Origin of the sequence: Amycolatopsis granulosa, from assembly GCF_011758745.1 — a bacterium.
GTDB classification, from domain to species: Bacteria; Actinomycetota; Actinomycetes; order Mycobacteriales; family Pseudonocardiaceae; genus Amycolatopsis_E; species Amycolatopsis_E granulosa.
In genome coordinates this window covers 4,265,416-4,287,632 of sequence record NZ_JAANOV010000001.1, presented here as the reverse complement: position 1 = coordinate 4,287,632, position 22,217 = coordinate 4,265,416, and the positions used below count along the sequence as shown (strand labels likewise).

The 22,217-nt window shown below is 70.6% G+C and carries 22 protein-coding genes; 8 read left to right on the top strand and 14 right to left on the bottom strand.

Translation table 11 applies throughout. The features are described 5' to 3' along the window. Window positions 1-50: 50 nt before the first annotated feature. The 3 genes from FHX45_RS21090 to FHX45_RS21080 all read right to left on the bottom strand — a co-directional run bounded on the left by FHX45_RS21090 (window position 51) and on the right by FHX45_RS21080 (window position 3,123). Window positions 51-1,586 carry an APC family permease gene (locus FHX45_RS21090; protein WP_167104737.1) on the bottom strand — a complete coding sequence of 512 codons (1,536 nt, stop codon included), beginning with the start codon at window positions 1,584-1,586 and terminating at the stop codon, window positions 51-53. Window positions 1,587-1,657: 71 nt separating this feature from the next. Next, the gene (locus FHX45_RS21085) at window positions 1,658-2,584 is read right to left on the bottom strand and encodes a cation diffusion facilitator family transporter (protein ID WP_167104734.1); all 927 of its coding nucleotides are present in this window, start codon (window positions 2,582-2,584) and stop codon (window positions 1,658-1,660) included. Between the two features lie 80 nt (window positions 2,585-2,664). Next, window positions 2,665-3,123, bottom strand: a complete 459-nt coding sequence (locus FHX45_RS21080) for a DUF2000 domain-containing protein (RefSeq protein WP_167104731.1) — start codon at window positions 3,121-3,123, stop codon at window positions 2,665-2,667. 80 nt (window positions 3,124-3,203) lie between these two features. Between FHX45_RS21080 and FHX45_RS21075 the strand changes: the two genes are divergently transcribed. Beyond that, window positions 3,204-3,656 carry an Lrp/AsnC family transcriptional regulator gene (locus FHX45_RS21075; protein ID WP_167104728.1) on the top strand — a complete coding sequence of 151 codons (453 nt, stop codon included), beginning with the start codon at window positions 3,204-3,206 and terminating at the stop codon, window positions 3,654-3,656. 21 nt (window positions 3,657-3,677) lie between these two features. Here the strand turns inward: FHX45_RS21075 and manA are convergent, their stop codons facing one another. From manA to FHX45_RS21050, 5 genes are all read right to left on the bottom strand, one after another. Then, entirely contained in the window at window positions 3,678-4,901 is a 1,224-nt protein-coding gene (gene manA, locus FHX45_RS21070; protein WP_167104725.1) for a mannose-6-phosphate isomerase, class I, read from the bottom strand. 66 nt (window positions 4,902-4,967) lie between these two features. Continuing rightward, the gene (locus FHX45_RS21065) at window positions 4,968-6,056 is read right to left on the bottom strand and encodes a hypothetical protein (RefSeq protein ID WP_167109272.1); all 1,089 of its coding nucleotides are present in this window, start codon (window positions 6,054-6,056) and stop codon (window positions 4,968-4,970) included. Then, window positions 6,046-6,258 carry a Trm112 family protein gene (locus FHX45_RS21060; protein WP_167104722.1) on the bottom strand — a complete coding sequence of 71 codons (213 nt, stop codon included), beginning with the start codon at window positions 6,256-6,258 and terminating at the stop codon, window positions 6,046-6,048. The genes FHX45_RS21065 and FHX45_RS21060 overlap by 11 nt, the downstream gene beginning before the upstream one ends. Window positions 6,259-6,270: 12 nt before the next feature. Next, window positions 6,271-7,626 carry a phosphomannomutase/phosphoglucomutase gene (locus FHX45_RS21055; protein WP_167104719.1) on the bottom strand — a complete coding sequence of 452 codons (1,356 nt, stop codon included), beginning with the start codon at window positions 7,624-7,626 and terminating at the stop codon, window positions 6,271-6,273. A 79-nt stretch (window positions 7,627-7,705) separates the two neighbouring features. Beyond that, entirely contained in the window at window positions 7,706-8,062 is a 357-nt protein-coding gene (locus tag FHX45_RS21050; protein ID WP_167104716.1) for a DUF3499 family protein, read from the bottom strand. 96 nt (window positions 8,063-8,158) lie between these two features. Between FHX45_RS21050 and FHX45_RS21045 the strand changes: the two genes are divergently transcribed. Next, complete coding sequence (locus tag FHX45_RS21045; protein WP_167104713.1) at window positions 8,159-8,617, top strand: metallopeptidase family protein; 459 nt, start codon at window positions 8,159-8,161, stop codon at window positions 8,615-8,617. Window positions 8,618-8,627: 10 nt separating this feature from the next. Here the strand turns inward: FHX45_RS21045 and FHX45_RS21040 are convergent, their stop codons facing one another. Together FHX45_RS21040 and FHX45_RS21035 are read right to left on the bottom strand one after the other, a co-directional pair. Beyond that, window positions 8,628-10,565: a hypothetical protein gene (locus FHX45_RS21040; RefSeq protein WP_167104710.1), complete on the bottom strand. Its 1,938-nt coding sequence runs from the start codon at window positions 10,563-10,565 to the stop codon at window positions 8,628-8,630. A gap of 134 nt (window positions 10,566-10,699) precedes the next feature. Then, on the bottom strand, window positions 10,700-11,023 hold the full coding sequence (locus FHX45_RS21035) for a WhiB family transcriptional regulator (RefSeq protein WP_167104707.1): 324 nt from the start codon (window positions 11,021-11,023) through the stop codon (window positions 10,700-10,702). A 213-nt stretch (window positions 11,024-11,236) separates the two neighbouring features. Between FHX45_RS21035 and FHX45_RS21030 the strand changes: the two genes are divergently transcribed. Continuing rightward, a complete protein-coding gene (locus FHX45_RS21030; protein ID WP_167104704.1) occupies window positions 11,237-11,998 on the top strand; it encodes a zinc metalloprotease in 762 nt (253 codons plus the stop codon). 3 nt (window positions 11,999-12,001) lie between these two features. Here FHX45_RS21030 and FHX45_RS21025 read toward each other — a convergent pair whose 3' ends face one another. The 3 genes from FHX45_RS21025 to mshB are packed head-to-tail and all read right to left on the bottom strand — an operon-like array spanning window position 12,002 to window position 13,907. Beyond that, on the bottom strand, window positions 12,002-12,712 hold the full coding sequence (locus FHX45_RS21025; protein ID WP_341771554.1) for a hypothetical protein: 711 nt from the start codon (window positions 12,710-12,712) through the stop codon (window positions 12,002-12,004). Then, entirely contained in the window at window positions 12,705-13,076 is a 372-nt protein-coding gene (locus FHX45_RS21020) for a hypothetical protein (protein ID WP_167104698.1), read from the bottom strand. The genes FHX45_RS21025 and FHX45_RS21020 overlap by 8 nt, the downstream gene beginning before the upstream one ends. Further along, on the bottom strand, window positions 13,077-13,907 hold the full coding sequence (mshB, locus tag FHX45_RS21015) for an N-acetyl-1-D-myo-inositol-2-amino-2-deoxy-alpha-D-glucopyranoside deacetylase (protein ID WP_167104695.1): 831 nt from the start codon (window positions 13,905-13,907) through the stop codon (window positions 13,077-13,079). It lies immediately after the preceding gene. Window positions 13,908-14,292: 385 nt separating this feature from the next. Between mshB and FHX45_RS21010 the strand changes: the two genes are divergently transcribed. The 5 genes from FHX45_RS21010 to FHX45_RS20990 all read left to right on the top strand — a co-directional run bounded on the left by FHX45_RS21010 (window position 14,293) and on the right by FHX45_RS20990 (window position 20,259). Beyond that, entirely contained in the window at window positions 14,293-16,044 is a 1,752-nt protein-coding gene (locus FHX45_RS21010) for an ABC transporter family substrate-binding protein (RefSeq protein ID WP_167104690.1), read from the top strand. 169 nt (window positions 16,045-16,213) lie between these two features. Further along, window positions 16,214-17,194 (top strand): ABC transporter permease, encoded by a 981-nt coding sequence (locus FHX45_RS21005; protein WP_167104687.1) that lies wholly within the window; start codon window positions 16,214-16,216, stop codon window positions 17,192-17,194. Then, a complete protein-coding gene (locus tag FHX45_RS21000; RefSeq protein WP_167104684.1) occupies window positions 17,187-18,128 on the top strand; it encodes an ABC transporter permease in 942 nt (313 codons plus the stop codon). The genes FHX45_RS21005 and FHX45_RS21000 overlap by 8 nt, the downstream gene beginning before the upstream one ends. Beyond that, window positions 18,125-19,210 carry an ABC transporter ATP-binding protein gene (locus tag FHX45_RS20995; protein ID WP_167104681.1) on the top strand — a complete coding sequence of 362 codons (1,086 nt, stop codon included), beginning with the start codon at window positions 18,125-18,127 and terminating at the stop codon, window positions 19,208-19,210. The genes FHX45_RS21000 and FHX45_RS20995 overlap by 4 nt, the downstream gene beginning before the upstream one ends. Further along, window positions 19,207-20,259 (top strand): ABC transporter ATP-binding protein, encoded by a 1,053-nt coding sequence (locus tag FHX45_RS20990; RefSeq protein ID WP_167104678.1) that lies wholly within the window; start codon window positions 19,207-19,209, stop codon window positions 20,257-20,259. The genes FHX45_RS20995 and FHX45_RS20990 overlap by 4 nt, the downstream gene beginning before the upstream one ends. Before the next feature lie 110 nt (window positions 20,260-20,369). Here FHX45_RS20990 and FHX45_RS20985 read toward each other — a convergent pair whose 3' ends face one another. Next, the gene (locus FHX45_RS20985; RefSeq protein WP_424923818.1) at window positions 20,370-22,097 is read right to left on the bottom strand and encodes an ABC transporter family substrate-binding protein; all 1,728 of its coding nucleotides are present in this window, start codon (window positions 22,095-22,097) and stop codon (window positions 20,370-20,372) included. Window positions 22,098-22,217: the final 120 nt, after the last annotated feature.

The window sequence follows — 22,217 nt, the reverse complement described above, 5'->3', positions numbered from 1 at the left end:
CTAGCCGAGCGCCGGGCCGGCGGGATCCGGGACTTTCCCCGATCAGGCCCTCAGGGCCGCGTCGGATCGGCGCCTCCCACCGCCAGCGGGGGCTCCGTCGCTCCACGCTTGCCGAGCAGCGAGTTCCGGCGGCTGTAGGTGAAGTAGATGACGACGCCGACGACCATCCAGGCCAGGAACCGCAGCCAGGTCAGCACAGTCAGGTTCAGCATCAGCCACAGGCAGGCCAGGATCGCGAGGATCGGCACCACCGGCACGCCCGGCACCCGGAACGCGCGCGGCAGGTCCGGGCGGGTCCGCCGCAGCACCAGCACGCCCGCCGAGACCAGGATGAACGCGAACAGCGTCCCGACGTTGACCATCTCCTCCAGCTTGTCCGCCGGGAAGAACGTCGCCGCCACCCCGATCATCACCGCGACCAGCACCGTCGCCCGGGCCGGGGTGCCGCGCTCGCTCGTGCGGGCCAGCGACCGCGGCAGCAGACCGTCCCGCGACATCGCGTACAGCACCCGGGTCTGGCCGAGGATCAGCACCATCACCACGGTGGTCAGACCGGCCAGGGCGCCGATCGAGATGATGTTCGCCGCCCAGTTCACCCCGTTGGCGGCGAACGCGGTCGCCAGCGTCTTGTGGCTGCCGTCGCCCGCGGCGGTGGCCAGGTCGCCGTAGGGCACCATGCCGACGACCACCAGCGACACCGCCACGTACAGCACGGTGACGATCGCCAGCGCGCCGAAGATGCCGCGCGGCACCGAGCGCTGCGGGTTCTTCGTCTCCTCCGCGGTGGTGGCCACGATGTCGAACCCGATGAACGCGAAGAACACCAGTGAGGCAGCGGCCAGCAGGCCGAACCAGCCGAACGAGCTGTTCGCCCCGCCCGCGATCAGCGAGAACAGCGACTGGTCCACACCACTCTGCCCGGACCCGCCCGTGGAGGCCGGCGGGACGTAGGGCGAGTAGTTGGCACCCTTGATGTAGAACAGCCCGAGCACGATGACGAACAGCACGATGCCGACCTTGATCGCGGTGATCACCATCGAGACGCGCGAGGACAGCTTCGTGCCGAACGCGAGCACCATCGCCAGCACGGCCACCAGGACGAGCGCTCCCCAGTCGATGGTGAGCGAACCGATCTCGAAGGTGGTCTTGGTGCCCTTGCCGAAGATGTAGCCGAGCACCGTCTCCAGGTACACCGACCAGCCCTTGGCCACCGCGGCCGCACCCACGGCCAGTTCCAGCACCAGGTCCCAGCCGATGATCCAGGCCACGAACTCGCCGAAGGTGGCGTACGAGAACGTGTACGCACTGCCCGCGACCGGCACGGTCGAGGCGAACTCGGCATAACACAGCGCGGCCAGGCCGCAGGCGATCGCGGCGAACACGAACGCCAGCGACACCGACGGTCCCGCGTAGTCGCCGGCGGTGCGTGCGGTCAGCGTGAAGATGCCGGCGCCGATCACCACCGCCACCCCGAACACCGTGAGGTCCCAGGCCGACAGGTTGCGTCGCAACCTGGTGCCCGGCTCGTCGGTGTCCTGAATGGACTGCTCGATGGACTTAGTGCGCCACAGCCCGTTACCTGGCAAGGGTGTCTCCTCCCGCCGTGTCCTGGATCTCAGGTACGGTTGGTCACCCTAACGCGATCGGGTGATCGGAGCTAGCCGTAGGTCACACCAGCTGCCCGATCCAGGTCCGGTTCCAGGTAGATGAGCCGCGCCGCGGGCACCCGCTCACGCACCCTGGCCTCCGCGGCGTCGATCTCGCTCGCCACCTCCGACAACTCCAGCCGCGGCGCGAGCGCCAGCTTCGCGGCGACGAGCAGCTCGTCGGGTCCCAGGTACTGGGTGCGGATGTGGATCACCCGTTCGACCCGCCCGCCGGCCAGCGCGCCGCAGATGCTGTCCAGCTCGCGGTCGGTGGCACCCTCGCCGATCAGCAGGCTCTTCATCTCGACGATGAGGATGATCGCGATGATCCCGAGCAGGGCACCGATCATCACGGTGCCGATGCCGTCCCACACCGGGTCGCCGGTCAGCTCGGACAGCCCGACACCGGCCAGCGCGAACACCAGGCCGAGCAGCGCGCCACTGTCCTCCAGCAACACCACCGGCAGCTCCGGGGTGCGGGACTGGCGGATGAACCGCCACCAGGTCGCCTCCCCCTTGATCGTGCGCGACTCCCTCATCGCGGTGAGGAAGGAGTAGCCCTCCAGGCAGATCGCGACCACCAGGATGATCACCGCGACCAGCGGGCTGGTCAGCGGCTCCGGGTGCTCGATCTTGTGGATGCCCTCGTAGAGCGCGAACACCGAGCCGAGCGTGAACAGCATCAGGGCGACCACGAACGAGTAGAAGTACCGCTCCCGCCCGAAGCCGAACGGGTGCTCCCGGGTGGCGCGACGGCGGGACTGGCGCTGCCCCAGCAGGAGCAGGCCCTGGTTGGACGTGTCGGCGAGCGAGTGCACCGACTCGGCGAGCATCGACGACGATCCGGTGACCAGGAATCCGGCGAACTTCGCCACGGCGATCCCGGCGTTGGCGCCCAGTGCCGCGAGGATCGCCTTGGTTCCGCCACTTGCCGACACGCTGACCCCCTGCTGAGTCTTCCGTTTTGCCGGGAGTGAGCCTAGATCCCCCGGTCCGGCGCCCCGCGCGCACCGCCCGTTCAGCGCAGCAACGGCAGCCCCCCGACCAGCTTGTCGATCTTGTTGCGCGGGCCCACCAGACCGACGGCGTGGTACTCGAAGGCCGCCTCGTCGGTGCCGGCCATCGCGGCCGTGTACTCGTCGTGGGAGCGGCTGGCCTGAGCGTGCTTGGACATGTCGGCGACGAAGATGCCCTCGCGGTTCGCCGCCTTGGTGCGGATCTCCAGCAGCTTGGCCGCGTCGGCCGCGAGGATCGAGCAGCCGGTCCACGGCAGCCCGGCGTGCCGACGGCCCGAGGCGTCGGCGACCTCGGGGCCGACCAGCGACGGCAGGACCTTGCCGACCGCGGCGCCGAGGCAGGCGGTCGCGTTGGCGACGAGACCCGGGCCGAGCGACGGGTCGGCGACGATCACCCACTTCACCTTGGCGGTGCGAGTGGTGGCGTCGAGCTGGACCTCTACCTGATCATCTGTGGTCATAGTGCGGCACGCTAGGTAGAGATGCGACACTAGTCCAGCATCGCCGAACTAAATTCGACAGGAGGCCGGTATTGGCCGGGTTGGACGAACTTGATCAGGCATTGCTGCGGGAACTGCAGCGCGACGGACGGCGAACCAACCGGGAACTGGCCGCCGCCACCGGCGTCTCCCCCTCCACGTCGCTGGAACGCGTCCGCGCCCTGCGTGAGCGGGGCGTGATCCGCGGCTACCACGTCGACCTGGACCTGGCGAAGATCGGTCGCCGCGTGCAGGCGCTCATCGCGATCCGGGTGCGGCCGCCATCCCGCCGGGTCATCGATGCCTTCCGGGAATGGGTGACGCGGCAGCCGGAGACACTGGGCGTGTTCGTGGTGACCGGCGGCGAGGACTTCCTGGTGCACGTGGCCGTCGCGGACAACGACAGCCTCTACGCGTTCGTCATCGACCGGCTCACCCAGCGCCAGGAGGTCGCCGACGTCCGCACCAACGTCATCTACGAACACATCCGCAACGCGGTGATCGACCCCGCCTGAGGCCGCGCCGGCCGGTGATCGCTACAGGCAGCCCGAGGTGGCGCGGAACAGCTGCGTCCGGCCGGCCTCGGCCGGGTGGACCGCGACCGCCGGGTCCGAGGCCGGCACCCACATCGACTGGCCGCGGCGCAGCTCCAGCTCCTGACCGCTCTCCGCCTTGACCCGCACCGAGCCCTGCGTGCACAGCAGGATCTGGGGCTTGCCGTTGCCGACGCGGACCGCGCCGGTCTCGCCGGCGTCCCACTCGCAACGGGACAACTCGAACTCCGGCGCATCGGTCGTGTACACCTCGCCGCACGCGGACGGCTCGCCACGCAGGATCGGCATGTCCGCGCAGGTGAAGTCGACCACGCGGAGCAGCTCGGGCACGTCCACGTGCTTGGGGGTCAGCCCGCAGCGCAGGATGTTGTCCGAGTTGGCCAGGATCTCCACCGCCGTGCCGTGCAGGTACAGGTGCAGGTTCCCGGCCGGCAGGTAGATGGCCTCGCCGGCGCTGAGCGTGAGCCGGTTGAGCAGCAACGCGGCCAGCACGCCCGCGTCCCGCGGGTGCGCCTCGCCCAGCTCCAGGATGGTGCGGCACTCGACGTCGAACTCGCCGTGGTCCTTCACGTGCAGCACGCACGCGTCGAGCACCTCGGGCAGCAGCTCGTCCAGCACCGGCTGCGGCAGCGTGATCCAGGTGGTGAACAGCGCCCGCAGGCCGTTCGAGTCCGGCTGGGCGGCCAGCAGCTCGGTGTACTTGGCCAGACCCGGCGTCTCGATGGCGCGCAGCAGCTCGACCGTGCGCTCCGGCTTGCGGAACCCGGCCAGCGCGTGGAACTCGGTCAGCGCGCACACCAGCTCCGGCTTGGCGGTCGGATCCGGGTAGTTCCGGTTCGGCGCGTCCCGCGGAATGCCGGCGGCCTCCTCGCGGGCGTACCCCTCGGCCGACTGCTCGGCCGACGGATGCGCCTGCATCGACAGCGGCTCCTCGACCGCGAGGATCTTCAGCAGGAACGGCAGCCGGTTGCCCCAGTGCTCGGCGCACTCCCGGCCCAGCTGACCGAGTGGATCGGCCTCGACGAGTTCCAGCAGAGTGCGCTCGTCACCGTCCGGGCCCAGGATCCGGGAGGGGTCGCCGGGGTGGGCGCCCATCCACAGCTCCGCCTCCGGATGCGGCGCGGGCACCTGACGGCCCAGCAGCTCGGGGATGGTCGTCCGGGACCCCCAGGCGTAGGGCCGCACCGCATTGCGCAGCAGCTCCACCGTGTTCTCAACTCCTTGGCTCTTCCAACCCCTCGCCCGATCCACGGGATCGGGCGCGAACCGGCGTCAGGCGGACGCGGGTTCGTAGTGCCCGCCGCCACCCGTCGTGGCGGTCGCCAGCCCGAGGTAGACCGCGGCCAGCTCGAACCGTAGCGCGAGCACCCCGGCGCGCACGGGCTCGTCACCGACGATCTCGTCCGCGGGTGCCACCACCCCGGCCCCGGGAAGCGTATTCGAAGCCTCGTGGCGCGCGGCGTCGGCTGCCGGACCGCTGTGCACCGCGAGCAGCAGCACCCGGTAGTTCGGCAGGTCGGTGTCGAAATCGGGGTCGGCGAAGATGTCCCGCTCGCCGGAGCTGCTGGCCGCCGCCTGACGCAGGGCGCGACGGGTGAGCGCCTGACGGTAATCGGCGATGTCGGCGACGATCCCCGCGAACGCACCCAGCGCGTAGCCGGCGTGCTGGGCGACCGAGACCGCGATCGGGTCCAGCCCCCACAGCAGCGGGATCCGGTCCGCGAGGCGCAGCGCGAGCGCCTTGGCGGGATTGGCGAAGGAGTCGCGGCCGAGGTGGGCGCGCTCCGCCTCGGAGTCGAGCTGGTCGGCGAGCAGCTGCACGTCGGCGACCAGCAGGCCGAGGGCGTTCGCGGTGAGCAGCCCGGCGGCGAGGCCGCGGGCGAAGGTCAGTTCCGGCGGCACCGCGACCCGGGGGACGAGCTGGATGCCCTTCCCGGCGAGCGAGGCTCCGACCGGGCCCTCGCTGGGCCCGGACAGCACGACGGTGGCGCCGTAGCGGGCGGCCCGCTCGATACCGGCGGCCAGCTCCCGGTCGAACGGGTCGTCGGTGTGCGCGAAGACGACGTCCAGCGCCCCGATCCACGGCGGCACCGCCTCACTGACGAGGACCGGCACCGGGCAGGCCGGCGCCAGCAGGGCGTACAGCAGACGCGCCACGCTGCGGCTCACCCCGGGGCGGACGACGAGGACGAGCGCGCGCGGGCGGCCCAGGTCCAGCCGGTCGGCCAGTTCCGCGTCAGCGGCGGCTTCGGCGGTGGAGCGCACCTGGGCGCCCGCCATCGCCGCGGCCCTGAGCAGTCCTGCCGTGTCGGCCTCCGCCAGGCGCGCGGGGTCGTCCAGGAGCGTGTCGTCAAGCACCATCGGCACGGGACTCACCTGGAAGTGTGGCCTCGTCGAGCAGCAGGACGGGGATGCCGTCCCGGACCGGGAACTCGCGGCCGCAGGAGGTGCACGTCAACGCGTCGGCCTCCGGGTCGCTCGCCGTTCCCGGCCGCAGCGGCGCGTGGTCGTCCGACGGGCACGCCAGGATCTCCAGCAACTGGGCATCGAGCGCGACTGCCATGGGGGAACCTCCCTAGCTGCGAACGATCGCGAGGACTTCGTCGGTCAGCGCGCGGACCGCGTCGGCATCGGCGGCCTCGACGTTGAGCCGCAGCAGCGGCTCGGTGTTGGACGGGCGCAGGTTGAACCACGCCTTGCCGGGCAGCTTCACCGTCAGGCCGTCCATCTCGTCGATCTCGGCGCCCGGACGGCGCGCGAACGCGTCCTTGACCGCGAGCTGCTTGGCGACCTGGTCGTCCACGGTCGAGTTGATCTCGCCGGAGGCCGCGTACCGCGAGTACTCCGCGGTCAGCTCGGACAGCGGCCCGTCCTGCTCGCCGAGCGCGGCCAGCACGTGCAGGGCGGCTAGCATCCCGGTGTCGGCGCGCCAGAAGTCGCGGAAGTAGTAGTGGGCGGAGTGCTCGCCGCCGAAGATCGCGCCGGTCGTGGCCATCTCCTGCTTGATGAACGAGTGCCCCACCCGGGTGCGCACGGGCTTGCCGCCGTTCTCGGCGACGATCTCCGGCACCGCCTGCGAGGTGATCAGATTGTGGATGATCGTGGCGCCCGGCTCCTTGGCCAGCTCGCGCACCGCGACCAGGGCGGTGATGGCGCTCGGCGACACCGGGTCGCCGTTCTCGTCGACGACGAAGCAGCGGTCGGCGTCACCGTCGAACGCCAGCCCGGCGTCCGCGCCCACCTCGCGCACCTTGGCCTGCAGGTCGACCAGGTTCTTCGGGTCCAGCGGGTTGGCCTCGTGGTTGGGGAAGCTGCCGTCGAGCTCGAAGTACATCGGCACGATCTCGATGGGCAGGCCCTCGAAGACCGTCGGAACCGTGTGCCCGCCCATGCCGTTGCCGGCGTCCACGGCGATCTTCAGCGGACGGCTGCCGGAGAGGTCGACGAGCCGGCGCAGGTAGGCGGCGTAGTCCGGCAGCACGTCCCGCTCGGTGACGCTGCCGGGCTGCCCGGCGAACTCCGGCACGCCCTGCTCGACGGTGTCGCGGATCTCGGCGAGCCCGGACTCCTGCCCCACCGGGGCGGCGCCCGCGCGGCAGAGCTTGATGCCGTTGTACTTGGCCGGGTTGTGGCTGGCCGTGAACATCGCGCCGGGCAGGTTGAGCGAGCCGGAGGCGAAGTAGAGCTCGTCGGTGCTGCACAGGCCGATCGACACGACGTCGAGCCCCTGCGAGGTGACACCCTCGGCGAACGCGGCGGCCAGCCCCGGCGAAGACTCGCGCATGTCGTGGCCGATCACCACCGACGGCGACTCGGGCTTGATCAGCAACGCGAAGGCGGCGCCGAAGTCCCGAACCAGGCCGGCGTCGAGTTGCTCGCCGACGACGCCACGGATGTCGTAGGCCTTGACGATGGCCGACAGGTCTGACACGCGCTCTCCCCGGGAGTTGTCCATGGACTGCGGATACCCGAGAGCCTACCGGGGGAACACGGGGCGGATGCGGCGTGACCTACGAGATCGGGTCGGGCAGCACCCGCAGGTGCCCACGCCGACCGGAGGAGCTCTCCGGTTCCGGTGGTGGGGCGGGTCTGTCGGACCGGCCCGCCTCACGGACGGCCTCGGCCAGCGCCGTGAGCTCGTCGTCGGAGCGGTCCGGCGCGGCGAACTCGCCCTCGTGCCGGACGACCTCCCAGCCCCGGGGTGCGGTCAGCCGGAGCGCGTGTTCCTCGCACAGGTCGTAGGAATGCGGCTCGGACGCCGTCGCGAGGGGACCGACCACCGCGGTCGAATCGCTGTAGGCGTAGGTAAGCGTGGCGACGGCCGGGTTCAGGCACCCCGTTCGCGAACACTTTCGTACGCTCGACACGATCGCAGACGATAGCGCTTCCCCCCGGCAACTGCGCGCAGGCGCACCGGTGGACGCCACGGGCCGAGGCCAACGCGTAACCTTCCGGATGTGTCCATGGCTCGAAGTTCCCGGCATCGGCGGCGTGTCCGCCGGGACCGGCACGGTCGCGGGCTGCGCGGGCCGCTGTACCCGGCGAGCCTGCCCGCCGCGGCCAGCCGTGCGGAGAAGTTCGACCAGCTCGTGCTCGACGCGCTGGAGCCGATCGAGGCCCGGTGGCGGGACCAGCTGACGAAGCTCGACGTCGCGGTCGACGACGTCCCGGAGATCCGCGGCGGCGGTGCCCCCGAGGACGACGGGGTGCTGCACGACGGGGCCGTGCCGCTGTCCCGGCTGGTCCCGGCGGGTGTCGACCGGACGGGCCTGCCGACGCGCGCGCGGATCGTGCTGTACCGCCGGCCCCTCGAGGCGCGCGCCAAGGACCCGGGCGAACTGGCGGACCTGGTGCACGACGTGCTGGTCGAGCAGGTGGCGGGTTACCTGGGCGTCGAACCGGACGTCATCGAGGGCGAGTAGCTCCCGCCGCTCACGATCCGGCCGTCCCCACCGGCTGCGGCCGCCGCGGGCGAGCCGCACCGATCCCGGTCGGCACCGCGGTGAGCAGGGTGAACAACGCAGCCGCTACCTGGACCAGCAACAGCACGTCCCGCAGGGTGGCGGGGTGCTCCACGGTCACGTCCGCCTGCGCGGTCGGCACCGCGACCGCCACCTGGTGCCCCCACGCCGGCACGACCGGCACCGCGCGGCCGTCGACCCGGGCGCGCCAGCCGTCCTCGTACTCGGCGGCCAGCACCAGCAGCCGTCCGGGCACCCCGTCCGATACGCGCACCCGCACGTCGGGCAGCCGCGCGTCCACCGGTGTCACGCCCAGGGTGCTCGCCGGGGCCTGGGACGTCACCGCCTGCCGGGCCACCCCGGGCGGGATCAGCACGACCTGGCCAGCGGGCTCCAGCAACCGCAGCACGGCCCGGCCGTCGCTGGCCGGCGCGACCGCGGACGCGAGGGCGGGGGCGCTCGCCACGATCGGGCCGGGCTCCGTGCCCGCCGGGAGCACCACGAACAACGCGCCGGACGCCGCGGCGCCGGACAGCGCCGCCCGGATGCGTCCCGGATCCGCAGCCGTCAGCGCTTCCTGCCAGTCCGCGAGGCGCGCGGGCGTTGCCGGGCTCACCGCCAGCTGCTCGTCGCCGAACCGGGGCATCCGGCCGCCCGTCTGCATCGCGGGTGTCCCACCCCCGCCGAGGACCAGGACCGACCGGCCGGTGCGCGCCAGCTCGTCGGCCTGGTCCGGGGCCAGCGCCGGACCGCCGGACCGCAGCGGCCCACCGCTGCCGGCCACCACGACGCCCACGGCCAGCGCGACGACCAGCACCGCCCCACCGGCCAGCACGGGTTTACCCAGGTCGCCACGGCAGGCGGACAGCACGATCCACAGCAGCCCGGCCCCGACGACCAGCAGCGGCACCCCGGCGAACCCCGCCGACACCGGCCCGCCCTGCAGGGGCGTCACGGCGACCAGCCGCACCAGCGCCAGGCCCGCGATCCCCAGCACCACCACCGCAAGACCCGCCGCGGCCGCGCGCCCGGGCCGCACCGCGAACGCGATCACGGCGGCCAGCAGCACGGCGAGCCCGGCCGGCCACGCCCCGGCGCCGCCCGGGTCCAGCCCGGCCAGTTCGCCCGCGGTGACCGGATCACCGGGGCCGCTCAGCCCGTGCAGCACCAGCGCCGGGTGGTTGACCAGCACGGTCGGCCACGGCATCAGCAGCGCCAGCGGCACCAGCACCACGATGACCACCGCCGCGGCCCGCTTGACCAACGGCGCGGCCGAGGGCAGCACCACGAACCCGGCGACCAGACCGGTGAGCGCCAGCAGGTGCGCCAGCGGCGAGAACGCGCCGAGCGCGGCGAGGCCGAGCGCGCACAACGACGACGAATGCAGCCAGCGCTGCCCCGGACCGGCCAGTACACCGGCGATCCCGGCGATCACCGGCGGCAGCAGGATGTGGGCCGCCACGACGTCGAGCCGGCCCTGCGCGACCGCGGCGGTCGCGGCCGGCAGCAGCCCGTAGGCACCGGCGGCCACCGCCCGCACCCACGGCTGCACCGGCAGCCGGCGCGTCGCGAAGTACGACGACACCCCGGCGAGCGGAGCGTCGGCGATCATCAGCACGGACACGAAACCGTGCGGGGTGCAGAGCGCGCCGAAGATCCCGAGCACCGCCAGCGCGGCAGGTGGCGCACTCGCGGTGCCGCCGCCGACGGGGTGCCAGTTCGCGAGGTAGGCCGACCAGACCTCGCTCAGCGAACCGGCCGGCAACAGCCGTCCGCCGGCGAGGTCCAACCCGAGCCGTCCCGCGTTCACCGACAGTGCCAGCGCGGCGAGCACCACGAAAACGCCCGCCACAGGGGCGTTCCTGGCCACCGCCGAGGTCTTGTCCGGGACATTCACGTTGTCGGGCAAGGCTTCTCCAGTGGGCGGCGGCGACCGATGCGGATCTTCTGCCGCGCCAGCCTAGCCGAGCCGGGAGTCACCCCGCGCACTGCACGAGCAGCCACAGACCTGCCACCCCGTTGTGAAGCAGGCGTGAAATCCCTTTAGACGGCCCGCTTTTTGAGCTTGCGACGCTCCCGTTCGGACAGACCGCCCCAGATGCCGAAGCGCTCGTCGTGGGCCAGCGCGTACTCCAGGCATTCGCCCTTCACTTCGCAGCCCTGGCAGATTCGCTTCGCCTCACGGGTCGAGCCGCCCTTCTCCGGGAAGAACGCCTCCGGGTCGGTTTGCGCGCACAGGGCGCGGTCCTGCCACTCGGGGGGCTCGTCGTTGTCGAAGAGGTCGACGAGCTCGCCCAGCTCCACCTCTGGGCCTTCTCGCCACTCCACGACGTTCCCCCAATCCCTTCCGCCGGATTCCAACCGCACGTCCGCCTCCTCTGCTTCCACGCACTCCCCAGGCTGGCGGTCTTGCATCGCCGTACCCGTCGCCCCCTTGCAGCAACGAATAACAGCACTGTGATTACACCCGTGTAATGAGGCTAGGTCAAGCGGAGTAGCGAGGTTGGGGGATGCTTCCCGCCCGGTGCGCAAGCGGACACGCCGAACATCAACTCGCCGGGATGCGGGAGACTGGACCACGTGCAACGATCCGCGGTCCGACCCAGTCCCGTCTTCTTCGGCATTCTCGCACTCACCGTGGTGGGTGGCCTACTCGCGGCGTTCGGCGAGCCCCGCACCGACGACACCATGACGGTGGCGGGCGTCTTCATCCTCGTCGTCGGCGGATGGGCGCTGTCCCTCACGCTGCACGAGTTCGGGCACGCCTTCGTGGCCTACAAAGGGGGTGACTACGAGGTCGTTTCCAAGGGCTACCTGAACATGGACGTCCGCCGTTACACCGACCCGGTCCTGTCCCTGCTGCTGCCGCTGCTCTTCCTCCTCATCGGCGGGATCCCGCTCCCCGGCGGCGCGGTGTGGATCAACCGGTGGGCACTGCGCAACCGCGCGTTCGCGTCCTGGACCTCGCTGGCCGGCCCCCTGACGAACCTGCTGTTCGGCATCGCGCTGGCCGTGGTGGTGCAGCTGGTGCCGATGCCGGTCACCCTGTTCATCGGACTGTCGTTCCTGTCCCTGCTGCAGATCGCGACGTTCGTGCTGAACATCCTGCCGGTGCCGGGCCTGGACGGGTACGGCGCGATCGAGCCCTACCTGTCCCCCGACGCGCGCGAGTTCGGCGCGAAGGCCCGCCCCTGGGCTCCGCTGATCCTGTTCGCCCTGCTGTTCGCGGTACCCACCGTCGGCGCCACGTTCTGGGAAGTCGTGTACTGGCTCTACGGGGTGTGCGGCGGCAACGCCTACATGGCACGGCTCGGCGGCCAGACCTTCCAGTTCTGGCGGTAGGCGTCAGGCCGCGCGGGCCAGCCAGTCGTCCGCGCGGCGGCGGACCCGTTTGAGCCCGCTGCGCTCGCCCAGGTAGTCCCCGACCACACCGACCACCGGCAGCATCCCCACGGCGCGGTGGTAGAACCGGCCGTGCGGGCGCTTCTCCAGCTCGCCGGTGATCGCCATGAGCGCGCGGCCCATCCGCCACAGCGTCTTGCCCGCCGACTTGAGCGAGATCCGCCGCGGCCGGTGCTCCATCTGCGAGAACTCGCCGGCCAGCTTCGCGGTCTCGGCGTCCTCCTCGGCCGGGTCGTACTCGTCGTGCTTGCCCGCGGCCAGCGCCGCGTCGATGTCCCGGCCGAACAGCACCCACGCGACCAGCCGCACCTTGTCACCGATGTCGCGCACGCCGTACTCCTCCGCGATCGCGGTGAGCAGCAGCGCCTGCGCGGCCGTGCCGAGCGCGTCCTGCACCGGCAGCCGGTCGGCGAGCGCGCCGCCGAGCCCGGGGATCGCGGTGACCAGCGCGGTCAGCCGGCCCAGCCGGTTGACCCACCAGTCCACGTGCCCCGCGCGGTCCGTCGCCTCCCACGCGGCCGATCCCGGTACCCGGACCGACGCCAGTCCTTCCAGGCGGCCGGGCGTGCGCAACGCGTGCAGCACGGGACCGGACGCACGCACGACCGGGCGCAGTACGGCGACGACCTGGCGATCGGATATCGCTTCACCCACGACCGGCAGCACCTCTCTTCGACGGGAGGGCGAGCACGCCGCCCAGGCTCATGGCCGCGGGGAGTGCCCCGCCGGCGATGAGCAGCAACGCCCGCCAGTCCTGCAGCAGCACGAGATCACCGCCGGGCCCGAACAACCCGACGATCACCACCACCAGTACCCACACGACAAGCGGTGCAAACGCCGCGCGTGGCGCGACGAGCCGTCCGGCGAGCCGCACCAGCAGCGGGGTGGTGACCGCCGCGACCAGCGCGGTGACCGGGAACGGGATCGTCCCGGCGATGCGGAGCGGCAGGAAGAACAGCTCGAGCACCGCCAGCAGCGCCGCGTCGATCACCAGCAGCACGAGCACCAGCCTGGACACCTACAGCCCTCCGAACAGGTCGTGCCCGGCACCTTCGGCCGGGCCGTGCACGAGGACGTAGTGCTCGACCTCGCCGATCGGCTGCGCGATGCCGTTGGACAGCGCGAACGCCGGCGGGCGCACGCTGACCTGCGTCTCGTGCGCCGCCAGTGCGGCGATCTTGGCATCGAGGTGGTCGCGCACGTCGATCGCGGTGGTGATCTCCTCGTCCGGGGTGGTGGGCAGCTCGCCCTCGGCCGGCAACCGCCACGACAGGCCGTGCTCCGCGCGCAACCGCGCGACGCCGCGGGCGAGCGCCTCGCGGGAGGCGGCGATGTGGAAGACGCGTCGCACGTACGGGGCATCCCCGACCGCGATCATGGTTACTGCGTGTGCCCGGATGTGGTCCGGGTGCCCGTACCCGCCGACGGCGTCGTAGGTGACGACCACCTGGGGCCGCACCTCGTCCAGAACGGCCCGCAACTGGGCCGCCTGCGCATGTGGATCTCCTCCGGAAAAGGCACGCGGGTGCTCCGCCGACGGCGTGCCCGCCATGCCCGAATCACGCCACCGGCCGATACCCCCCAGAAAACACTGCCGGGTCAACCCCAGCGCCCGGCCGGCCGCCGCCAGCTCGCCGGAGCGGTAGCCGCCCAGCTGGTCCCCCGCCCACGCGCCAAGCTGGTCCAGACCCTTCGGAATGATCTCCCCCTCCTCGCCAAGTGTGCAGGTCACCAGGGTCACGTCGACCCCTTCGGCGGCGTAGCGGGCGATGGTCCCACCGGTGGTGATGCTCTCGTCGTCGGGGTGGGCGTGCACGAGGAGAAGCCGGCGGTCAGCAGTAGCGGTCACGGGATCAGGTTAATTCGGCGATTGTGTGGCGTTGTGGTCACAGGCTTGTGACTAGTCCTTTCGCGGGGGTCCACAAAGTGGGATCCGTCGGTTATTCTCCCCCGAGCTACGCACCGCGCCGTAGCAGGGGATATCCACGAAGGGGTGGCCGTGCGCCGAGTTCCGGGGGGCAGGTCCGGCAACCACGAGCGGTGGCCTCCGTCACCCGTTCGAGTGAGAGACCGCGCGTCACTGTTCCATCACAATCTCACGCTGAGTGGCCGCTCGAGCTGTTCCTCTGCCTACGTTGCACGACTACGGTGAGCAAACTCGATCACCTCGACAGTTCGCCGCCACAGGACGAGGCCGCCTCGGAACCCACGACGGCGTCGAGCAAGGAGAATGAATGTTAGGGAAGACGAAGTCACGCGCCGCCGGTATCGGCGCGCTGGCCGCGACCGCAGCGCTGGTCCTCGCCGCGTGCGGCGGTGGCGGTGGGGGCAACAGCGGCGTGCAGACCGGGCAGACCTTCGCCCAGTGCGACTCCAGCCCGAACACCTGCAACTCGGCCGCCGCCGACCAGTTGCAGGACGGCGGTGACGTCACGATGGCGATCGAGAAGAACATCGCGAACTGGAACGTGACCTCGGCCGAAGGCAACGTCCTCGAGACCGGGCTGGTGACCAAGGGTTTCCTGCCCTACGCCTTCTACACGACCCCGGACCTCAAGCCGGCCCTCAACCAGGACTTCGTGACCTCGGCGGACATCACCAGCACTAACCCGCAGACGGTGGTCTACAAGATCAACCCGAAGGCGGTCTGGTCGGACGGCACCCCGATCAACGCCGACGACTTCATCTACAACTGGAAGGTCCAGAACGGCAAGGACTGCCCGGACTGCGCGCCCGCCAACACCTCCGGTTACGAGCAGATCTCCTCGGTGGTCGGCTCGGACAACGGCAAGACGGTCACCGTGACCTTCGCCAAGCCGTACACCGACTGGAAGAACCTGTGGAGCTCGAGCGGTGCGATGTACCCCGCGCACCTGGCCGCCCAGCACGGTGACCTGAACAGCCCGGCCGGCCTGGCCGCGGCTTACAAGTGGTTCGGCGAGACCGTCCCGACGTGGTCCGGCGGCCCCTGGAAGGTGGACAACTTCCAGAACAACGTGTCGCTGACGGTGGTGCCGAACCCGGCCTGGTGGGGCGCCAAGCCGCACCTGTCGCGCGTGATCTTCCGGATCATCACCGACGCCTCGCAGGAGCCGACGGCCCTGCAGAACCACGAGGTGCAGGTCCTGTACCCGCAGCCGCAGGTCGACCTGGTCAACCAGGTGCGCAACATCCCGAACGTGTCCTCCTACATCGGCCTCGGCCTGACCTGGGAGCACATCGACTTCAACCTGAAGAACCCGGCGCTGGCCAACAAGCCACTGCGCGAGGCGCTGTTCACCGCGGTCGATGTCCAGGCCATGATCAACAAGACCGTCGGCCAGTTCACCAACAAGGTGAAGCCGCTGGGGAGCCACAACTTCGTGCCGGGCCAGGACGGTTACAAGGACGTCGTGTCCGCCACCGGCCAGGGCTCCGGTGACATCAACAAGGCGAAGCAGATCCTCACCAGCGCCGGATACAAGCTGCAGGGCAACCAGCTGATCGACCCCAGCGGTGCGCCCATTCCGACCCTGCGCATGCGCTACACGGTGGGCAACCAGATCCGCCAGAACGAGTGCGAGCTGTTCCAGCAGGCCGCGAGCCAGCTGGGCGTCAAGGTCGACATCGTGCCGACCGACTCCCTGGGCAAGACGACCAGCAGCGGCGACTTCGACGTGATCGTGTTCGCGTGGGTCGCCTCGCCGTTCCCGTTCGGCAACGCCGCGCAGAACTGGGTCTCGAACTCCGCCAGCAACTACGGCAAGTACAGCAGCCCGCAGGTCGACAACCTCATCGCGCAGGCCAACACCGAGACCGACCAGGCCAAGGCGACGGACGAGCTCAACCAGTCCGACCAGCTGATGACCCAGGACGCCTACGTGCTTCCGCTGTACCAGAAGCCGACCTTCATCGCGTTGTACGACAACATCGCCAACGTCCGCAACAACTCGACCCTCGACGGGCCGGTCTACAACATGCAGGAATGGGGCATCCGGAAGGGCTGATCGCCTGGACGGGAGTACATTACCGAGAAGTAATGTCGTGGGGGAGGCCGGCGGCGCCGGTCTCCCCCACCCCCCGCCCCGCACTCAACCACCACAACTCGACAGATCGCGCCGCCCGGTTCCGCCGTCACGAGCGGCGTGCTGGTCGCACTTCAGCAGGAAGACCTCCATGCTCGCCTTCGCCTTGCGCCGGCTGCTCGTGTCGGTGCCGATCCTCGTCCTGTCGACGTTCCTCGTCTTCGTGATGGTGTCGCTGTCGGCCAACCCGCTCGATCCCCTCATCACGCGGAACCCACCCCCACCACCGCAGACCCTCGCCGCCGAGGCCCACCGGCTGCACCTGGACCAGCCGCTCATGGAGCGCTACTGGAACTGGATCACCGGCATCTTCCGCGGCGACTTCGGCCCGTCCGTGAACTCCACGATGAACATCGGGCACGAGATCCTCTCCCGCTTCGGCGTCACCTTCCGCCTGATCTTCCTCGCGATGATCATCGCGCTGATCCTGGCGATCGTCGTCGGTGCCGTGAGCGCCGTGAAGCAGTACTCGAAGCTGGACTACACCGCCACCTTCTTCGGCTTCCTCTTCCTGTCGATGCCCGCGTTCTGGCTCGCGGTGCTCCTCAAGCAGGCCGGGATCTCGATCAACAACAGCACCGGTGGCCAGGTCTTCTACACGATCGGCGCGAGCTCGATCTACGTGCAGGGTGGCTTCTGGGCCCATCTCGGCGACGTGCTGGGGCACATGATCCTGCCGACCATCTCGCTGGCGCTGATCTCCTACGCGTCGTGGAGCCGGTTCCAGCGCGGCTCCATGCTCGAGGTGCTCAACAGCGACTACGTGCGGCTCGCCCGCGCCAAGGGCCTGCCGAGTGGCGTGGTGATGCGGCGGCACGCGCTCCGCAACGCCCTCATCCCGCTGACCACGGTCACCGCGCTCGACCTGGCGTCCATCATCTCCGGCGCCGTGGTGACCGAGAAGGTGTTCCAGTGGCAGGGCGCGGGCAGTTTCCTGCTCGACGCCATCTCCCAGAGCGACGTGTACGCCGTCGAAGCGTGGCTGCTCATCTCGGCGACCTTCGTCATCCTGTTCAACCTTGTCGCCGACCTGCTGTACGGCGTGCTCGACCCGAGGATCCGCCATGCCTGAGCGCTCAACGACCGAGACCGCCGCGACCGCCCAGCTCGCGGACAACGCACCGAAACCGCAGGTCGAGCGCGAGTTCACCGTCCGGGAACGCGGCCAGTTCCAGCTCGTCCTGCGCCGGTTCCTGCAGCACCGGCTGGCGGTGGCCAGCCTCGTCCTCCTGCTGCTGATCGTGCTGCTGGCCTACGTCGGCGGCTGGCTGTGGAAGTACGGACCGGACGACATCACACCCGACAACTCGCAGCCGCCGTCGGGGGCGCACCCGTTCGGCACCGATGCGGTCGGCAAGGACATGCTCGCGAACGTCCTGCGCGGAACCCAGATCTCGCTGCAGATCTCCGTGCTGGTGGCGATCTTCTCGACGGTCGTCGGCACCATCTGGGGCGCGGTCGCCGGGTACTACCGCGGCTGGATCGACACCGTGCTGATGCGCATCTCCGACCTGGTGCTCACGCTGCCGCTGCTCGCCGTCGCCGCCGTGCTCGCGCACAACGTGGGCGGCAGCTGGTGGCTGATCGCGGTCGTCATCGCCGGCCTGTACTGGGCCTACGTGTCCCGGGTCGCCCGTGGCGTGGTGCTGTCGCTGCGGGAGAAGGAGTTCGTCGAGGCGGCCCGCGCGCTCGGCGCCGGCGACGCCCGGATCATCTTCCGGCACCTCGTGCCCAATGCACTGGGCTCGGTGATCGTGAACGCGACGATCCTGGTGTCCATCGGCATCCTGCTGGAGACCGCGCTGTCGTTCCTCGGCTTCGGCGTGCGGCCGCCGGACACCTCGCTCGGCCTGCTCGTGAGCGCCGCGCAGACCGCGGTCGACACCCGCCCGTGGCTGTTCTACTTCCCGGGCCTGTTCATCATCCTGATCGCGCTGACGATCAACTTCATCGGGGACGGGCTCCGCGACGCGTTCGACCCCCAGCAGACGAAGGTGCGCGCATGACTTCGTTCGACTCCAGGACGACGGCCGACCCCGTCCTCTCGGTGGAGGACCTGTCCGTTACGTTCCCCAGCGACGACGGCCCGGTGCAGGCCGTCCGCGGCGTGAGCTACCAGCTCGGCCGCGGTGAGGTGCTGGGCGTGGTCGGTGAGTCCGGTTCCGGCAAGTCGGTGACCTCGATGGCGATCATGGGCCTGCTGCCCCGCACCGCGCGGGTCGAGGGCCGGATCGACTTCAAGGGCCGGAACCTGCTCGCGCTCTCCGAGAAGGAGATGACCCGGGTCCGCGGCAGCGGTATCGCGATGGTCTTCCAGGACCCGATGACATCGCTGAACCCGGTGTACCCGGTGGGCGACCAGATCGCCGAAGCCATCACCGCGCACCACGACGTGCGCAAGGACCGGGCCCGCAAGCAGGCCGTGGAGCTGCTCGACCTGGTCCGCATCCCGAACCCGAAGCAGCGGGCGACGGAGTACCCGCACCAGCTCTCGGGCGGCATGCGGCAGCGCGTGGTGATCGCGATCGCGATCGCCAACCGGCCAGAGGTGATCATCGCCGACGAGCCGACCACCGCGCTGGACGTGACCGTGCAGGCGCAGGTCCTGGACGCGCTGCAGGCAGCGAAGCAGGAGACCGGCGCCGCGATGGTGCTCATCACGCACGACCTGGGCGTCATCGCCGGGCAAGCGGACCGGGTGCAGGTCATGTACGCGGGCAAGGTGGTCGAGTCCGGCACGGTCGACGACATCTTCTACACCCCGCGCATGCCCTACACGCTGGGACTGCTCGGCAGCCTGCCGCGGCTGGACATCAAAACCGACCGGCTCACCCCGATCGCCGGCTCACCGCCGTCGGTGGTGAACATGCCGCCGGGCTGCCCGTTCAGCCCGCGCTGCCCGATGGCCGCGGAAATCTGCGACCAGGAGGAGCCGGTGCTCGAACCGACCACCGACGACCGGCACACCGCAGCCTGCCACTTCAGCGACCAGCTGGCCGGCCGTGACGCCACTGATCTGTTCAACCCCACCTCGGTCGACGACGTCGACGCGGTGGCCGCGGTGATCCCCGGGGAGAAGACCGAATGAGCGAGAGCGCGACCGGCGTGCTGCCCGAGCAGCACCAGCGGACCCCGGTGCTGTCCGCCCGCAACGTCGTCAAGCACTTCCCGGTGCGCAGCGGCGGGCTGATCCGGCGCCAGATCGGCGAGGTCCAGGCCGTGTCCGGGGTGTCGTTCGACATCTTCGAGCGCGAGACGCTCGCCCTGGTCGGCGAGTCCGGCTGCGGCAAGTCGACCACCGCGCGCGTGGTGCTGAACCTGCAGCCGGCCACCGGCGGCGAGGTGTTCTTCGAAGGCACCGAGCTGCACAAGCTGAACCGCAAGCAGATGCAGACCCTGCGCCGCCAGATGCAGATCGTGTTCCAGGACCCGTACGCGTCGGTCGACCCGCGCATGCCGGTCAACGAGATCATCGCCGAGCCGCTGCGCATCCACGGGCTGTACGAGAAGGGCGGCCGGGAGCGGGTGCGCGAGCTGCTCGCCACGGTCGGCCTGCGGCCCGAGCACGGCAACCGGTACCCGCACGAGTTCTCCGGCGGCCAGCGGCAGCGCATCGGCATCGCCAGGGCGCTCGCACTGCAGCCGAAGCTGCTGGTGCTGGACGAGCCGGTGTCCGCGCTGGACGTGTCCATCCAGGCCGGTGTGCTGAACCTGCTGCAGGACCTGCAGGCGGAGTTCGGCCTGTCGTACCTGTTCGTCTCGCACGACCTGTCCGTGGTCCGGCACATCGCCAACCGCATCGCGGTGATGTACCTCGGCAAGATCGTGGAGATGGCGCCGTCGGAGGAGCTGTTCTCCAATCCGGCGCACCCGTACACCCAGGCGCTGATCTCGGCGATCCCGGTGCCCGACCCGCGCAAGGAGCGCAGCCGGGAGCGGATCGTGATCACCGGTGACGTGCCCAGCCCGGCGAACCCGCCCAGCGGCTGCCGGTTCCGCACGCGGTGCCCGAAGTTCGCGAACGAGCTGTCGGACGCCGAGCGGACGAAGTGCATCGACGAGGAGCCGTTGCTCGTCGACCACGGGCAGGGACACCCGTCGGCCTGTCACTACGCCGAGGCGCGGCAGCTGATCTGACGCCGGGCGGCCAACTCACCGCCCGGAACGCCCAACTCACCACCCGAACCGGCAAACACGCTCGCGGCGGCGTGTTCGCCGGTGGTGGTGGCGTGTTTGCCGGCGGGGGGTCAGCGGCCGATGCGTGTCCAGTTCACGGCTTCGCCGAACGGACCCAGCATCGGCGGGCCCGCGGTCAGTCCCGAGATCCCCTGCCCGGTGGCGAGCGTGTCGGCCAGCTGGAACAACGGGACCGCGACGTGCTGGGCCCACAGCTTCGGCTCCAGCTCGGTCAGCGCCTCCGGCAGCGGTTTCGCACCGGTCAGCGCCTCCTCGATCGTCTTCTGCAGGCTCTCGTCACAGATCGCGGCCGGGTTGGCCGGGATCACCGAGACGTTCGCCGACGGGGTGGACTGGCCGGGACGGCACCCGAACGTCGAGGCGAGCACCGTCGCCGGGTCACCACCCGCCGGCACCGGCACGACCGCGATGTCGACCCCGACCGCGCCCGTGTTGCCCGTCGGGGTGGTCGAGCCCTGGCTGACCGGCAACGCCAGCAGGTTGGCGAACAGGTCCCGCGGCTGGGGGTTCAGCCGGTTCACCTGGACACCCGCCGCGATCAGCTCGGTGCTCAGCTCCTTGGCCATGCCCGCGTACGGTTCCTGCTGCCCGGGCGAGGCCACGACGAGCGTGAGCGCCTTGCCGTCCTTGCGCCAGATCCCGGCTTCCTTGACGTACCCCGCCTCGGTCAGCAACCGCTCGGCCTTCGCCGGATCCGGTACGCCGTACCCGGCCGGGATGGTCGGCGCGTAGCCCGGCCACGAGGGGGCCAGCACCTGGGCGTCGGCGCGCAGGCCGGCTGACGGGCCGCCGTCGGCACCCTCGTCGATGAGCTTGCCGCGGTCGATGATCGCGGCCACGGCCTCGCGGACGCGTTCGTCGACCAGGGGGCCGTTCGCCGGGCGCAGCAGCACCTCGGCCAGCCGCGGGCTCGCCACGGTCTGCAGCCGGACAGCCGGGCCGAGCGCCTGGAACTGGTTCAGACCAGCGGCGTCCGTGCGGGACATGACGAACTGGTCGTTGCCGCTGCGCAAGGCACCGGCGAGACCGGCGGCGTCGGAGCGGCGCAGCACGATCTGGTCCACCGCGGCCGGCTTGTCCCAGTAGCGCTCGTTGCGCTCCAGGATGATCTCGCCGCGCGCGTTGTCCCGGATCTTGATCGAGAACGGGCCGCCGTAGGCCGGGAAGCTGTCCTGCAGCGCGCTCTGCCAGCCGCCGGGCGCGTCCTTGAGCAGGTGCTGCGGCAGCAGGTTCGAAAACAGCGTCTTCCAGCCGGGGTAGGGCTGGGAGAACGTCACCTGGACGCCCTTGCCGCCCTCGCTGGGCTGGATGTTGCTGATCAGCCGGTAGCCGGCGGGCTGCACGGCACCGGGCTGGTCGCGCATCGAGTCGGCCAGGTAGACGAAGTCCTCCACCGCGATCGGCGCGCCGTCGGACCACGACGCGTCCGGCCGGATCAGGTAGGTGACCGTGAACGGCTCGGTAGAGGTGACCTCCGCCGAGCGCATCAGTGTGGTGTCGAGCTGGTACTCGCCCTGCTCGTCGGGCCGGAACACCGACGGCAGCAGCATTTGCGACAGCGCGGTGGTGATCGTCGACTGGTCGGCGAGGTTGTGCGGGTTGTAGCCACCCCCGATGTCGTCCACGCCGATCACGATCTGCGAGGCGGCCGGCACCGCGGGGGTCGACGACTGGGCCACCGGTGACGTCACGACCGGGGGCGGCGGGGTACTGGTGCAGGCGGCCAACGCGGTCAGCAGCACCGTGATCAGTGCCGCCGTTTTACCGCTCGTCCGCACGCTGCCTCCCTGATGAGCCCATGATGGTGTCACAAGGCCACTGGCCGCGGTACCGAGAGTGCCAGACCGACCGGGACGCGCTGTCACCGGATCAGGTACCGCCGAAAGGAGGACGTCGCG